Raw genomic sequence first — 15,349 nt, 5'->3', positions numbered from 1 at the left:
TCATGATGAAACGTCAATTCAAAATGTCAGCACTTGCTTTGGTAGTAGGCGTTGGTTCGTTTCTCTCCGTACCTGTAGCTCTTGCGCAGTCTTCTGCGCCGGTAGTTTGTCCTGGGTACGAAAAGGGTAAAACCACGTTGGTCGGCGAGCGCGCAGGTAAAAAGGTTCAAAAGGCATTTGAAGCTTACAATGAAGATCGCGTCGACGAAGCACTTCAGATTCTGATGGACGTGGATACGTCTGATGAATTTGATAAAGCGTATGTCGGGCGTTTCATTGGCAACTTGATGGCTGCAAAGGAAGGCCAGGGCGCTAAAGCAATGGAATATTTGCGCGATGCTGTAGAGCCTAAAGTATTAAACGACACTGAGCATTCTCAGACGTTGAAGCTGCTGGGCGATCTAAGCATGCAGGAGCAAAATTATCCTGAAGCTATAAAGTGGTATAACAGCTGGATGGACTTTACTTGTAAAGAAGATGCAGACGTTTATACACGTATGGCTCAAGCTTACTTTGAAATGAAAGAGCTTGATAAGATTATTGAACCTGCAGATAAAGCGATCGCGTTGTACGAGAAGCCGAACAAGAATCCCTATGTTCTGAAGTTGCAATCTTACTACGAACGCAAAATGTATCCGGAAACCGTTAAAGTAGCTGAAACGCTTGTTAATACGTTTCCGGAGAACAAAACCTGGTGGACACAGCTAGGCTTGTTCTACATGTTGGTTGAAGATTATAAAAATGCTTTAGCCACTATGGAGCTGGCTTATAATCAAGGTTATCTTGAAAAAGATACTCAGATTAAAACGCTTGCCCAGCTGTATGCAACAAATGGTATTCCGTACAAAGCCGGTCAATTGCTTGAAAAGCATATGAAGTCGGGTCTGTTGAAGAAAGATGAGGAAATGCTAGCTAACGTAGCTAATACTTTCCACCAGGCTAAGAACTATAAGATTGCAGCGAATTACTATGGTATGGCTGCGAAGGAAAGTTCTGATCCTGAGCATTATCAGAAACAGGGTACGCTGCTTTTGGTTACTGAAGATTATAAAGGTGCGATAGCGGCATTAAATCAAGCTCTGGAACGAGGTGCTGAAGATCCAGCGAAAATTCACTTCTCTCTCATGGAAGCGAATTTTTATGCAGGTAATTATAAAAGCGCTTGGAAACACGTTCAGGAAGCTAAGAAAGATAATTCCGTACGTCGAAATGCCGTAGCTTGGGAGCCTTATATTAAAGAAAAGGCGAAAAACCGCGGTATTGACATTTAATAGTCTTGATTTCAAAAAAGCTCCTTTTTAGGAGCTTTTTTTATATTTTCTGCGGTATACATGCTATCGAGGTAATTTGCTTTCATTCATAAACCTGCGAAATATCTATATGCAGTTTTATTTACCTGTTTTCCTATGTTTGTTATAGATCAAATGGGAGCGACTATCCCGCAGAAACCCTCATAGCACGAATGCTGCGGCTATTCGCTCAAAGCGGGGTTTATACTCACGCACATTGATGGGTTGCTCTATCTCTCTATGGGTGTTGCCGGCCAGGTGCGGCCGGCGAGGTGCGACCGGCAAGGTGTGGGCAGAAGGCGCGGCTTCTGAGCTGCGCCAATCGCATTCGATTTAGTCCGTAAAATCTTTACGAAATTCGCTTCTCAAGGTCGAATAGTTATTTCGGTGAGTGAGCACACACCATTGCGGATTAGTGTTAAACAACAGAAATATCTTATGACTTTCAGTTAGAAACAGGTATATAGCGGTAAAGTGGTAGAAAAATGGCTTATGCAGCCTTCTGCAAGGCGGAAAGGGGTTAAACTGAAATCCTTTGTATATAGCTAGCCACATTCTTTCTTAACTCTGCAACTAATGCAGCTTTACCCGTCAACTTGTACTTCGTGAGAAGCTCGCTTAACCCTGCCTCTTGATTTAAATAATCCTCAACAATTGTGAAGGGCGGAAGCTCTCGCAAACGGCAAGAGAGAACGAGCCAATGGAGACTTGCTCCCAGGTGATGAATACTTCGTGAACCAGCAGCAAACTCAGCGAGCCGACTGGTATGAAGAGACTGCGAACTAGTATGGTTAGCCGAGTAGCTGGGAGAGATTGTTGGAACCGGGTAATCGCTTACTAATGTCTCCTCTGCAGCGCGCAGTTGCAGTACCAAACTAAGAGCATCTTTTCCATTCGCGGTTAGGCTTCTGCCCACTAAGGCGCTGCTTGCACCACTGGATTTATCTTGTTTAGCGCCAATTTTAAGGGTACGGAACCCGTTGCTTTTCCAAAACAAATCGAGAGATGACGTCAAACCGAATGAGCTGGTAAGAATATCGATATTTTCGGCCGTAGCTGCATTCAGTACCTGATTTATAATGGCTGTGCCAAGACCACTTCTTTGCAGATTTGCACTGATAGCAATTCGATTGATTCGCCAGTAGCGGTGTATCGCTAATGCGGGTATTGCATAGAAAAGAGAAAGCGCTTGTGCGCTTAAATGTCCTTTAACACGACGTTTCCCGTTAGCAATGTCTTCAGCCACGCTCTCGAGCAAGGGCCCGCCTTCTGCGTTAATTATCGCTGCTCCTACTACTCGCTCGTCGATTTTCATGATGAAACATAAATTATCTGGCGCATCGACTAAACGCATCATGTCATCAGGACTGGTTTGATAATGTGCTGCATCCAAAAGCGCTAGTGCCTGCTTCATGACATCAACCGGTAACTCAGAAAGCTGACCTGAAGATACAGTGAAATTGTTTGTGGCGGGAAGATCTTCTGAATTTTCTACACCAGATTGAAACAACATCGAACTGTTTAATCGACTTTCAACTGGATCGTTGGCGTACCAGCGGATAGGCGTTGACATTATTAAATGCAGTGCTTGGTTGTTAGCGGTAAGACGTCTGACAAAGCGATTGATGAACCCTTGCCCCGAGCCTTCGTAGCCAAAAGTCGTTGTACTAAATATGCAGGATTTCCCCGAATGGAGAAATTTTTCCAGTATTGGTAACGGCAGTGATGATGCCTCATCAATGACAATATGTGTTGAATCAGCTTCAAATAATTCGGGGTTGTCACTGGCAACCCATTTCACATAGCCGCCACTAGAAGAATGGAGGATATGTTTTTCGGCGACCCGAGTGGTCTCGGTATTCTCTAATTTATCAAAAAGTGTATTTACGGACTGGTGAACAGGGCTGGTGACATGCACCCGCTGACCGTGACGAATAAGCGTGTTTAACGCAATACCAATGACGCTTGATTTACCTCTCCCGCGCGGAGCGGTTAGTACCACATGCGAACAAGATTGTTTACCTCGAAAGTAGGTGAGCAGCTGTTTATAGCAGTGAGATTGATCAATTGACTTAAATTTTGCTACCCCGGTAGACGAGTCAGAAGTAGTAGCAATGGGCAAGTGAAGCTGCGTTTTTGTCCATATTGCCACCCGGCGATCGGCGGTAAACTGGCTTATTAAATAAGAGATATAGGCACTATGCGAGAGGTTGTATCCGTAGCTTAGATAATGCGGGGTGGTAACCGAACAATGTTCCGGCCACAGCTCAAACGCGGGGCATAATATGATTAGCGTGCCGCCTTGACGAACCGTACCACTCAAGGCCAATAGCGCACTAGGGCGTAAGGCTTCGTGTGCATCATAAACGGCTATATCAAACTCTCGTCCAAGCATCTGTTTGAATAAACGGATCGGGCGATTGATAAACGCCGGATGACCTTTTTCGCCAAGCCACGCAATTTGAAAAGCGGAAACGGCGCAGCCGCTCAACGCCGCTTTCGCATCTTCATAACACATGTCGCTATTACCGCTGATGAGCAATAGTTGTCGGTGACACGCTTTGTATGCACGTTCTGTAAATGACCGGTTAAGCCATTCAGTTACCTTATTAACAGTCATAGTCGCTAAATTACATTATAATAGCGCTTTAAGTGTAACGATTTGCAATAAGGAATACGAATGCGTTTTTTGTCACGCCGACTGGTAATGCCCAATGATCTCAACTATGCCGATTCACTCTTTGGTGGAAGAGCGCTGGAATGGATTGATGAAGAATCAGCCATCTATGCCATTTGCCAGTTAGAAACAAATTGCCTGGTAACCAAACACATCGGTGAAATTAATTTTGAATCGCCTGCGATGCAAGGAGACATAGTTGAATTTGGTTTAGAAACCAAAAAAGTGGGAAGAAGTTCAATTACTGTTAGTTGCTTAGTGCGCAATAAAGCAACAAAGAAAACCATCTGTCTGGCTGATGATATTGTTTTTGTTAAGGTCGATCCAGAAACCCGCCAGCCCACCCCTCACGGCAAAACCCTTGAAGGTTTGAAAGAGCAAACTGAGCTGGAAATCAAGAACCTGAACCTGAGCAACTGATCACTCTGAGTGAGCACACGTGAAAGCGGATGAGTATTACGTGGCGGGTGCTTTCCATAAGGCCAGTATTTCATCTACTGTGTCTAACTCTGCTGGCGACAGTTGAGGATAACGTTGTTCACTATTTGCCGCATTGGTAAACACCATTGCGGTAAACGCCACATTATGACTAACTAAAATACGCTCATGCACTAAATCTGAAGAGGGAAGACTGTTCATCTGGCAGAGTTTCCAAAGCTGCTGATTAACCTCGTTTTTAAAGCCCCAGCGCAACAGCATCAGTGATGTTGCACCATACAGACACAGTCCGAATTCATCATAAAGTGCCGTATTGAACTGCGTTAGAGATTGCGACTGTTCCCATAAAGTCAAAGCGCCATCTGCAATAACACAGTCTTCATGAAAGACCAGAAATAGTGACAACAGGCCGAAAAGAATCAACTGACGCACAATTTCCTTGTCGTCTTCGGGAACACCGGCAAAGCTGTATAGCTTAGAAAATATCGTCTGACTGAGTAGCATCGCGTCCGTCAACTGCTGAATATTACTGAACCGACATTGAGTGGTAAGTAACTGCTGCGCAGCAAAAATAACAGCGAGATGTTTAATGTTGCCAAGGCCCAGATTTCTGCCTATTGCCTGTTCCAGCGTTTGTGGCGCCAAGCCGTAGATAGCACGGCTGGCCTTACTCATAATATGGGCCTGAAAAATGGGGTCCCGTTCAACCAATTCCACCACACGGGGAAGCGTCATCTGTTCATCATCAAGAGCAAGTAACGATTGAATTGTTGCCGGTAGTGGCGGCAGATTTTCCACCACATCAAGTAAATTGCTGTTACCTCGTTGAAAGCGCATTCTGCTGCCCAGTTGCCGAACCTGGCCTGCGCTAATCCCGGCGTGTTCCTTGAAACTCCTTTCAAAAGATCGTCGGTCGGAAAACCCTAACAAATGCGCGGTGTCTTCTGTTTTTTCGCCAGCGATTAAGTACTGGCACGACTTATCATGAATATAATCTTTGAGAAGCGCGCTAAAAGAAATGTTTTCCTGCCGCAACTGCCGGCGAAAAGCAGATTCTGTCTGGCCTAGTTGAGAGGCAACCCATTCCGCTCGGATCCTGGCAGGGCTGGAGGCTTGCAGGAACGCATTCCGGATTTGTTGTTTTAAAGGTGCAGTCTCCGGTGCCGCAAGAGTGGCTTCCAGCATCTTTTTCATCTGCGCGCTATAGTAAAAAGAAGGTTGAGTTAACCACTTTTTATCCAACAGCAGCTTAATCTGATCATCGGGTAATATCGCCGCTTGACTTAGGGGGGCGAGCAGGGAAGCAGGGGAAGATGCAGGATTAGCAGGAGCGGACATTTGGGCAAAATCAAACTGTCGCCCAGCTAAATGTCTGAACAAAGTAAACAGAAAATAAATCTGTATTTGGGCCATTAATCCAACGCCCGGTTCGCGCCACGATATTAGAAGGGAATCGCTCGTTCCATCGGCAATTTCAAATTGGCTATTTGCGTCAAAAAGATCGCGATAGTGAACGGAAAGAATGGATAGTGCATCTTCAATATTTTTGCAGGCAGTGAGCAAGACCACTAAATTGCCCATTTTATTAAAGTCAAAATAGCCTATCAGTGACTTGCCGATACATGTCCGCTGATCCACAGGACAAAGCTGAGTGAGCAATGCGTTTAGATAACTGTCTTCAAACTGACCCTGCTCGATATCACTCAAGTTACTGAGTACCTGGTCATCACCATTGTCGCTCAGCCCGATATCACGGCGTAAGCTGAGTAGAGATCGTAGAATAGCAGACCAAAATAGCCCTTTATATTGCACATTCGCTCCTTGCCTGGAATTTATTATTCATCATACCGCAAGCTGATTTGCGTAAACTTTTAAGCGTTTGTAAGCAGTCACCGACCCAGTTGCTCGCTGAAATCGAAAGTGTCCCATTTTAAAACCAAAAGTGTCCTTTTTCCTTTCCCGCCCATTCCTTACCATACATCTAAAGTTGGCCGGTAAAAATAAGCCGATTATTTAACGGCAAACTTTTCGTGCAGCAAGGACGGAACGCCTCGGATCTTATTGATTAAGGGCGCCAAACGCATAATGCACGATAGTATCATTAATTGTAGTAATACTGCTAAGGATGAAAAAATGAGAAAAAGCATTAAAGCCACAGCCATTATGGCTTCTTTGTTAGCGGCGACTTCTGTTAACGCAGATGTCATCCAGACCTCACCGTTTAACTTTGACGCAATTTCTCTAACCGCTCATTCAACGCAAAATCATGGCAATTATTTTACGTCGGGCGCGGCAGGAGAAGTTTTATCTTTAACTGAAAATACGTGGGTTGGGGTAAACCTTGCCGATGCATTTGGTATTTCTGCACTGAATCCAATTAAAGACCAAAATGATTATGTCCTGAACTTTGATTTCAAAATGAAGGGCGCCTCTGATTCCGCATATTCAGAAATTGCGGGTATCTGGTTAGCGGACTATTCCAAATCTGTTCAGGATAACGACAGTTCTCGTACCTTTGAACTAGCGGGTACGCAGACCTTTGGACTCCAGGATTTTAACTACACCAATTCGGGCACATGGCAGACGTTCTCCATTATGCTAGGTGAATTTACATCAGGTAACATCACTGATGTAATTTTTATCAACGATTGTGACAACCGGAATGGCTGTGGTGACATGAATGTGAGCTTCAAAGGCGTTTCTATTTCGGAAGTAAGTGAACCCACCGCCATGGCACTAGCACTTTTCGGAATAGGATTAATTGGATGGCGCACTAGACGCCAGTAAAATGGGTCGTAAGACCACTATTTCGCCCGCACGTCACTTTAGCGGGCGTTTTCTTTTGTGCTAACTCAATCATCTTGACGAATTACCTTATCCTGATAGACTCTGCCCTTGCTGATTACTACGGTTTTCAGCGCAACCAAGGGGTGCCGTAACTGGCTGAGATCTATGTAAATGGGAACCCTTAAACCTGATCCGGATAATACCGGCGTAGGGATGGTGTCTCATTAAACAGCCAATTCACCTGCCGTAAAGCCGGATCTTTTAACTGAAACAGTCAAGAGATCCAGATGAACAAAAACGTTATTTCACTTTCCTTATTTTGCTTATCGTTCAGCGCCGTTGCTCAGGAAGCGGACTTAGAACGCATTACCGTAACCGGCGATTTTCGTCAGGCTACGCTGGACCAGCTTAGTACCAGTGCGTCGGTAGTAGGAGAGGCTCGCCTGGCCAGCAGACAAGCCGATCATATTGACAGCATGCTAAATATTGCTCCGAACGTAAATTTTTCTACCGGAGCATCGCGCGGGCGCTTTATTCAAATCCGGGGGATTGGAGAACGCAGCCAGTTTGCAGAACCTATTAATCCGTCGGTGAGCTTTTTAGTTGATGAATTCGATTTTTCTGGTCTTGCTGCTGCGGGGGTATTATTTGATACCCAGCAGGTTGAGGTATATCGCGGTCCGCAAGCGACGCTTTTTGGTACCGGAGCACTGGCTGGCGCCGTAAAAGTGGTTAGCCGCCAGCCTGCTGCGGACCCTTCAGGCTACGCGCTGTTTCGTTTAGGGAATAAAGACACCTATCGGATAGAAGCGGCTCACGGCGACAGCATTACAGAAAATGTTAACTATCGTGCTGCAGTCATGCAGAATAAAAGTGATGGTTTTGTCAACAACACTTACCTTAACCGGGAAGATACTGACAACATTGATGAATCAGCTGCACGTTTGGCGGTGAACTGGGATGTTTCCGCGGACTCGTCACTGGCTATTAATTACCGCTGGTACGATATTGATAACGGTTATGACGTTTTTTCTCTGGAAAATAATCGTAACACACGCTCCGATGCCCCTGGTTACGATACACAACGCACCAACGCCGTTAGCCTTAAAAGCCAAACACAAACCTACGCAGGCGACTTGGCGGTCATTCTCACTCACGCCTCTCACGATATCGCATATGGTTACGACGAAGACTGGACATATCCAGAATTTCATCCTGAAACTTATGTATCAGTTGACAGTTATTTCAGAGACGTCGCAACCAGTACGGCTGAAATACGATTCACCTCAAGTCCGCAGGCTGCTTTATTTTCCGGTAGAACCCAGTGGCTGGTGGGCGCATTTTATAAGGAATCTGAAGAAGATCTACTGCGTCAGTACACGTATCTGGAATCGCCCTTTAACAGCACTTATCAACCCACAACCAAAGCTGTGTATTTTGATACCCAAACACAGTTGAGTGAGGGTTTGTCGCTTTTAGCCGGAGTACGCATCGAAAATTATGCCTTTGACTATGTTGACAGCGACGGTATAGAAAACGCTTACGATAGCGATATGACTGGCGGAAAACTGGCGCTCAACTACGTTCAGGGAAGACATTTCTGGTACGGCAGCATTTCTCGGGGATATAAAGGCGCAGGGATTAATCCCGATAGCCGCCTGCCAACAGGTCAGCGTTTTTACGATGCGGAGTTCAATTGGAACTATGAAGTTGGCTATAAGGGGCACGTTTTTACGCCTGATCTTACTTTGCGGGCTGCCGTTTTTCATATGGACCGGGAAGACACCCAGATAAGCGATTATCAGATAGTGAAACGCGAGGATGGTTCTGAAGGGTTCATTGATATCATTGGCAACGCGCAAATCGGCACCAACCGCGGCATTGAACTTGAACTCGGCTGGCAGGCCACACAAGTGTGGCAGCTTCAAGGAAGCCTGGGTTATCTCGATGCTACCTTTGAAAGTTATACCAATGCGAAAGGCGAGCAAGTTGATAAACGTGAGCAGGCCCAGGCGCCGTCGTATACTGCCAATATCTTCAGCGAGCTTTGGGTGGCACCGGATTGGGTATGGCGGGTCGATGTGGATTATAAAGACAGTTTCCGTTTTTCCGACGGGAACGCGTTGGCTTCTCCTTCTACAACGTTAGTTAATAGTGAAATAAGCTGGCTGTTAGATGCCTGGACTGCCACGCTTTGGGTAAATAACGCCTTTGATCGCACCTATTATACACGCGGCTTTAGCTTCGAGAATGATCCTCGTCAATGGGATGGTATTGCAGAATCCTATTATCAGTTAGGTGACGGCAGACAGTACGGCATCACAGTTAAATATCAATTTTAAGGAGTAAAGCTTATGCAGGTAATGGTTGAAATTTCTTTATACCCGTTAGTAAATGAATTTGTAGCGCCAATAAAAGCGTTTATCCATCGACTGAACAGTTACGACGATATACAGGTGACAACTTGCTCGACCAGCACACAAATATCCGGTGATTATCAAAACGTAATGACGATTTTAGGCAAAGAAATGCAGGCTACCCACGAAGCGGTGGGGCAGGCTATCTTTGTTGCTAAATTTCTAAATTTTGATGCCATGCAAGCGCGCAAGGACGAGGATGAATAATCCCGCTGATGCATTTATTGCACAACTTGCGGCTACTTCCTTGCTTGAATGGATGGCAGTCATTCTTGCACTGGGATACGTATGGTTGGCTGCGCGGCAAAACGCGTGGTGCTGGTTGTGCGCTTTTTTAAGCACGGCAATCTACACCTGGTTGTTTTGGCAGGTTACGTTACCGTTTCAGGCGGCACTGAACGTTTTTTATATGATAATGGCCGGTTATGGCTATTATCATTGGGGCAAGGACCGCAGTGAATCACGACCATTACATAACTGGCCTTGGTGGTATCACTTGTTTATTGTTCCGGCTTTGCTGCTGTTGGCATGGGGGTTGTCCAGGCTGGCAGAAGGTCAATTTAACAGCGATCACCTGTGGCTAGATGCCAGTATCCAAGTGCTAAGCGTGGTCACCACGTTCATGGTTGCACATAAAGTGTTGCAAAATTGGTTGTATTGGTTTTTTATAAACATTGCGTCGGCGTATTTGTATGCACAAAGTGGTTTGCTACTTTCTGCATGTTTATTTGCCGGATATGTCGTTTTCTCTGTTTACGGATACTACCAATGGCAGCAGCAATGGAAAGTGCAACATGCAACAAGAGTCTTTAATTAAGTTACTTACCCCCGTGTTGGCGTTGTCCGACGAGGCCTCAATGAGCACGCTGCAAAGCGGTGCAATAAATAAAGTTTATCGGTTACATGACGGCGACAGAACATTTGCCGTCAAATGGGTTGGAGATGATGTGTTCAGCGGCATCAATCGGCTACACCAGTTTGTTTTGCAGGAGCAGTTGGCCCATCGCCACATCGCTCCCGAACCATTATGGTTAAGTGACGATGGCAGACTATGGGTAGAGGAGTGGGTTGAACCTAATCTATCAATTAGCCAGGACAACCGCGACAAGGTACAGGTGCTTGCCAATATATTAAGCACAATTCATCGCCAGCCTATTACCGCTCAGCCGCTTGAGCTTACACGCCGCTGGGATCACTATATCGAAAGTGCGGGTTTAGCGTCGGTTGATCCATTAGTTCACGAAGCCCATGCATTGCATGAATCTTTACACTTAGATTTCAATGATGATGACGTGCTTACCCTTTGTCATAACGATCTATCCTGGGGGCACATATTAAACGTATCCGGTCCCGTTATTGTAGATTGGGAGTACGGCGCAATGGGTAACCGTTACTTCGATTTAGCAAGTTGTTGTGCCGTTAATGAGTTTTCCGAAGCGGAATCATCCATGCTTTGCCAGCACTACGCTCAAGCCAGTGAGATACCGTCTGAAGTTGTTTTTCAGCATTATAAGCTACAAACACAAGTGGTGAAGGTAACTAACAGACTATGGCAGGCGGCACTCGGTAAAAGCAGAGGGAAAGCGATTGAGCCGCCTGTTGTAATGTAACTGCGGAAACTTGACAGCTTTTGTACAAAGGGTGAGCAAACAGGCTGACTAAGAGCAAAAGTGCTTTACCTTTTAAAAGTCATACGTATAATGCACAGCGCATTAGGGGTGTAGTTCGAATTGGTAGAACAGCGGTCTCCAAAACCGATGGTTGGGGGTTCGAGTCCCTCCACCCCTGCCACTTTTCTTGTGTCTGCGCTTTATGTTATGTACGCTATAGTTAAACAATGTTTTTTTGATTAGGCGTTATGTCAGGTTTATTATCTCAATATCAAATCGCTGTCCTTCAACAAATGGGCATTTGTGTTTGGGAATCTCAAGATAAACGTGACACTAGCTTGCTTCAAACAACATCTGAACTTTCCCAAGATCAAAAGCATCCTGTTAACCTGACTCCTCCTGGTCAACCTATTTCCCAGCAAGATAAACCGCGGCAAACCAGTGCTCAACGTTTAGCTGGCCTACGTTCGGCTTTAGCAGGTTCAGAACATTCAGATGCAGCTTCGCAACCGACGTTAAAAAATCGTCCTGCCAAGGAAAATGTGCCCGCAGCGGCCTCTGAACTAGCGTTTACCCAGGTTCAGAAACAGCAATACGCCGCTTTCTGTAAAGATGTTGAGCAGGTAATTCGAACTCTCAATGATAAGCTTCAGGACATGCCGTTACAGTGGTTTACCGGCAGCGCGTTACGTGTCAAAGCCAATCAAATCGTGCTGACGGCGTTACCCGATAAGCTTACCCCGCAAGACAAACGTTTGCTGTGGCAAAAAATCTGCCAGCTAGGTGACCAGGCAGAATGACAGCTGTAAATGTCTCTTTGATGATGCCCGAGCAACTTCACGCCGCCTACGCAATTCATAAAGCCGCAGTTTACCGGCACTGGTCATTCAATACGTTTGAGGATTGTAGCCACGCGCCATATTGTGCCTATGTTGCTACACTGGAAGGCAGTGTCATCGGCTACGCTCTGCTTTTACTGGTTGCTGATGAAGCAACGTTAATGGATATCGCAATCGATAAAGATCATCAGCGCAGGGGAGTGGGGACAGCGCTACTAAAACAAGTTGTTACTCACAGTAAAGAACACAATATGGCAAGTATCTGGCTGGAGGTACGCTCGGGCAATAAGGCAGCGCTGTCGTTATATAGTGATTTCGGCTTTGTCACGCAAGAAATTCGAAAAGGTTATTACCCTACCGCGGATGGCACTGAAGATGCCATCATCATGCGAGCGTTGCTCAACCCCTAAGTCCGATTGATCCCACTTCAGCGCTAGCCAATCTTAGTTTACTACATTTAAGTTGCTTAAAATTCATAGCGGCGTCTTGCTCATTTACCTTATAAGGCATTTCATAGAATCGAATAATGTTATTTGCGCAAGATCTCGTTTCTCTACCGACCTTTTCATCTGCACAACGAAAAATAGACCATTGGGTATTTTTTAAAATACGCAGGGGCGCTAAACCACCCAAAAAGTACACTTTTTGCTCATTACCGGATACCCCCGTATTTTTATAGATACCCTAAAACCCGCGTATTTAAAGGGCTGGGCATTGTTTACCAAGGATGATTCGGGCACTCTTCCACCCGTTGTTCATCTTTTGTATTTCTTCCTTTAGCAATACAAAAAATCTGTCATTTTAAGAGTGTGTAGTAGTCGTAATGAAAGATTTTCTTGCTCCAGTTTTTGCCCTTTTTGTTGTCTCTCAGTTAACTGCTTGCGGTTCAGGTGGATCGGACTCTTCCGCTGGAGTGACTCCTTCTAAAACTATCGTTCAACCGACCACGGACGCGACGCAAATTGAACAACCACAAGAAAACGAAAACGTTACCGATGTCGATCTTTCTCAAGACGAGGAAGAGGAAGTCAGCAATCCTTTCGAAATTGACGAGACGCCAGCCGATTTAGCGGAACCTGAGCTTCCGCCACAGGAAAGTGGCGGTATCGTCGATGTTGATCTTTCTAAAGAAGAAGAGGAAGAAGCCAGAAACCCTTATGTGGTCGACGACGTGCCTGCAACTTTAGTGGAAACCGCCGTACCGCAACCTGCGCAATTTTCGCTGGGGAGTGAAATCACCGCCATCGATAGCAGTATGACTGCGTGGATGCTAAACGACCTGATGAAAACAGCAGGCGTTAAAGACGTAAATACCGCTTCAAATTCGCATAGCTGGATTTATACAAAACAGGGCGTGTGGTTTACCACATCGTTGGAAGATGTGGTTGTTGATGAGCAAGGTTGGCCTACGTCGATGACATTACGAGATGGCTCGATTGCAGACAGCTTTCGCACCAGCGTGATGACATCAAAAGTGCGGGATGCTTATGAAGCAGGAGTGTATACCCTCACTTTTCAAGGGCAAGGAAACATTAATGTAACTAATGCCACCGTGCTCGAACAAAGCGACAATCAGCTGTTACTGGACTATTACGGCGACGGCGAAATTACCATCGAAATAACGGACACCGATCCGTTGGGAACCGATAACTATATTCGAAACATCACTCTGCGCCGTCCTTCGGCTGTAGAAGGTGAGACTTTTAACAAAGCGTATCTGGATTACCTGAAGCCATCAAAGGTGATACGTCCAACCAAGTTAGTAGGTAACGCGTTACTGTACGCTTATCCAAATGCTAATGGGGAACAAGCAGCGTTAACCGGTCAAGCGGCTTGGGCAAAGCGCACTCAGCTAAACGACGCAAAATGGAGCGGCGATCACGGTGCGCCCTATGAGGTTATTGCTGAACTGGCTAATAAAAGCGAATCTCATCTTTGGTTAAACATTCCGCTAGCGGCAGATGACGAATACGTTCAGGCTTTAGCCACGTTGATGCTCAATAACCTCAGCGCCAACAGAGCGATTTACCTGGAATTGGGCGACGAAATTAATAAGATGACATATCCGAACATTCTCGGACGAGATTATGCGCTTAATCAGGCGAAGGCGCGGTGGCCAAATGTTGTTATTGGAGAAACGACAGCTTATTCTGATGCTCGTATCACCGAAGATATGTTGGTGTTAAATTGGCAGGCTGCCCGTACTCTGGAAGTTGCTGCAATATTTAAAAGCGTATGGGGCAAGCAGCAGAATCGAATCGCAGTGGTGCTAGGCGGCAATTCCCGTTATGCCAGAGACGCTGAAGCGTACTACAGCGCACTGTTAACGGCTCCGGTTTATGTTAATGAGGAAGATGCTGGCTTACCAGCGCTGGCAATCGATGCATTGGCGATGGACGTTCAACTTACTAACACATCGGCCACCGCGTTTGATGATGGCAACAGTGATACTTTCATTGCTGAAGCGATAGATTATATTAATGGGAGCGGACGTTTTGGTGATGATTCAGAAGCCCCGGGTTTGCGTTACACCGTCAGACAGGTTTCGGAAATTTCGCAAAGCTATGGGTTACCAGTAATTGCCTATGCAGGTGGACACAACCTCAGTGCGGCAACGGCAACGAATTACCGGGTTCTGAAAAACACAGCGATGTACGATATCTATCAGGTACTATTTGACATGTGGCGGGAAGAGAACGGTGGCTTGTTTATTAACGCCCATGGCATCAGTGGTGTCGGAATTCCTTCCAGCTGCCAGCAGTCTTATTATGTACTGGCCAGTGCCGTGAATTCATTAGGTGTAAAAGAAACGCAGATGCAGAATGAAGCTGATGCGCCGGTGTATCGCGCGACTATGGATATGATGCGCGCCCTCGGCCAAACCAAGTAAACGTCTACAAAGCACCACCTTCGCGGTGGTGCTTATTCTTGTATACATTCGCGGGTAAATTATCTTCTTTGAACGGAGTCAGAGGGAATCACCCGTCCCAGAGCCATGATTTTCTGTTCTACAGTTCTATTGCTGCATTCGTGCTGCAAAGGCGATGAAAAGCCTGCCTTCAAACGCTTTACTTTGAAGCGATCCTCCCAGAATGTACCATCTTACAAATTACCCGCCTAGCTCCTTTCAAATTTAATATCTCAGCTTTGCAATGGCTGTGATATGTTATAAGGTATCATTTCTACACCACTTAAAAGCGGCTTTTATAGCTCGCAGTTAGTAGTTCGGAAGCGTCTAAGCATGTTATAGCTACTGAAGTTATGACGCGTGAACAACAAAATTAATTAAAAC

General features: G+C 45.7%; 12 protein-coding genes, 1 tRNA gene and 1 riboswitch. Of the genes, 11 read left to right on the top strand and 2 right to left on the bottom strand.

All coding sequences use genetic code 11. The features are described 5' to 3' along the window. The first annotated feature begins 2 nt into the window (after positions 1 to 2). Positions 3 to 1,271 (top strand): tetratricopeptide repeat protein, encoded by a 1,269-nt coding sequence (locus CA267_RS03650; protein WP_083638352.1) that lies wholly within the window; start codon positions 3 to 5, stop codon positions 1,269 to 1,271. Between the two features lie 538 nt (positions 1,272 to 1,809). On the opposite strand, the gene CA267_RS03645 is transcribed toward CA267_RS03650, so the two are convergent. Continuing rightward, complete coding sequence (locus CA267_RS03645; protein WP_075608742.1) at positions 1,810 to 3,909, bottom strand: GNAT family N-acetyltransferase; 2,100 nt, start codon at positions 3,907 to 3,909, stop codon at positions 1,810 to 1,812. Between the two features lie 60 nt (positions 3,910 to 3,969). Here CA267_RS03645 and CA267_RS03640 point away from each other — a divergent pair, with 60 nt between their 5' ends. Next, positions 3,970 to 4,386 (top strand): acyl-CoA thioesterase, encoded by a 417-nt coding sequence (locus CA267_RS03640; RefSeq protein WP_075608743.1) that lies wholly within the window; start codon positions 3,970 to 3,972, stop codon positions 4,384 to 4,386. Positions 4,387 to 4,422: 36 nt separating this feature from the next. Here CA267_RS03640 and CA267_RS03635 read toward each other — a convergent pair whose 3' ends face one another. Beyond that, entirely contained in the window at positions 4,423 to 6,216 is a 1,794-nt protein-coding gene (locus tag CA267_RS03635) for a helix-turn-helix domain-containing protein (RefSeq protein WP_075608744.1), read from the bottom strand. A 321-nt stretch (positions 6,217 to 6,537) separates the two neighbouring features. Here CA267_RS03635 and CA267_RS03630 point away from each other — a divergent pair, with 321 nt between their 5' ends. The 9 genes from CA267_RS03630 (at position 6,538) to CA267_RS03590 (ending at position 14,947) form a co-directional block, all read left to right on the top strand. Then, a complete protein-coding gene (locus CA267_RS03630; RefSeq protein WP_075608745.1) occupies positions 6,538 to 7,191 on the top strand; it encodes a PEP-CTERM sorting domain-containing protein in 654 nt (217 codons plus the stop codon). A 129-nt stretch (positions 7,192 to 7,320) separates the two neighbouring features. Beyond that, a riboswitch (TPP riboswitch) is annotated at positions 7,321 to 7,422 on the top strand. Between the two features lie 56 nt (positions 7,423 to 7,478). Next, on the top strand, positions 7,479 to 9,533 hold the full coding sequence (locus CA267_RS03625) for a TonB-dependent receptor (protein WP_075608746.1): 2,055 nt from the start codon (positions 7,479 to 7,481) through the stop codon (positions 9,531 to 9,533). 12 nt (positions 9,534 to 9,545) lie between these two features. Next, positions 9,546 to 9,815, top strand: a complete 270-nt coding sequence (locus CA267_RS03620) for a YkoF family thiamine/hydroxymethylpyrimidine-binding protein (protein WP_075608747.1) — start codon at positions 9,546 to 9,548, stop codon at positions 9,813 to 9,815. Continuing rightward, positions 9,808 to 10,425, top strand: coding sequence for a nicotinamide riboside transporter PnuC (gene pnuC / locus CA267_RS03615; RefSeq protein ID WP_075608748.1), 618 nt, complete (start codon positions 9,808 to 9,810; stop codon positions 10,423 to 10,425). The genes CA267_RS03620 and pnuC overlap by 8 nt, the downstream gene beginning before the upstream one ends. Next, a complete protein-coding gene (locus CA267_RS03610) occupies positions 10,403 to 11,218 on the top strand; it encodes a phosphotransferase (RefSeq protein ID WP_075610012.1) in 816 nt (271 codons plus the stop codon). Before pnuC ends, CA267_RS03610 begins: the two co-directional genes overlap by 23 nt. 104 nt (positions 11,219 to 11,322) lie before the next feature. Beyond that, positions 11,323 to 11,399: transfer RNA gene (locus CA267_RS03605), tRNA-Trp, on the top strand. Positions 11,400 to 11,466: 67 nt separating this feature from the next. Continuing rightward, positions 11,467 to 12,018 carry a hypothetical protein gene (locus tag CA267_RS03600; protein ID WP_075608749.1) on the top strand — a complete coding sequence of 184 codons (552 nt, stop codon included), beginning with the start codon at positions 11,467 to 11,469 and terminating at the stop codon, positions 12,016 to 12,018. Beyond that, a complete protein-coding gene (rimI, locus tag CA267_RS03595) occupies positions 12,015 to 12,467 on the top strand; it encodes a ribosomal protein S18-alanine N-acetyltransferase (protein ID WP_083638356.1) in 453 nt (150 codons plus the stop codon). The genes CA267_RS03600 and rimI overlap by 4 nt, the downstream gene beginning before the upstream one ends. A gap of 413 nt (positions 12,468 to 12,880) precedes the next feature. Next, the gene (locus CA267_RS03590) at positions 12,881 to 14,947 is read left to right on the top strand and encodes a hypothetical protein (protein WP_075608751.1); all 2,067 of its coding nucleotides are present in this window, start codon (positions 12,881 to 12,883) and stop codon (positions 14,945 to 14,947) included. The last annotated feature ends 402 nt before the right edge of the window (positions 14,948 to 15,349 follow it).

Origin of the sequence: Alteromonas pelagimontana, assembly GCF_002499975.2 — a bacterium.
GTDB classification, from domain to species: domain Bacteria; phylum Pseudomonadota; class Gammaproteobacteria; order Enterobacterales; family Alteromonadaceae; genus Alteromonas; species Alteromonas pelagimontana.
Note: the sequence above shows the minus strand (reverse complement) of the source record. Positions and strands in the feature narration are given on the sequence as shown.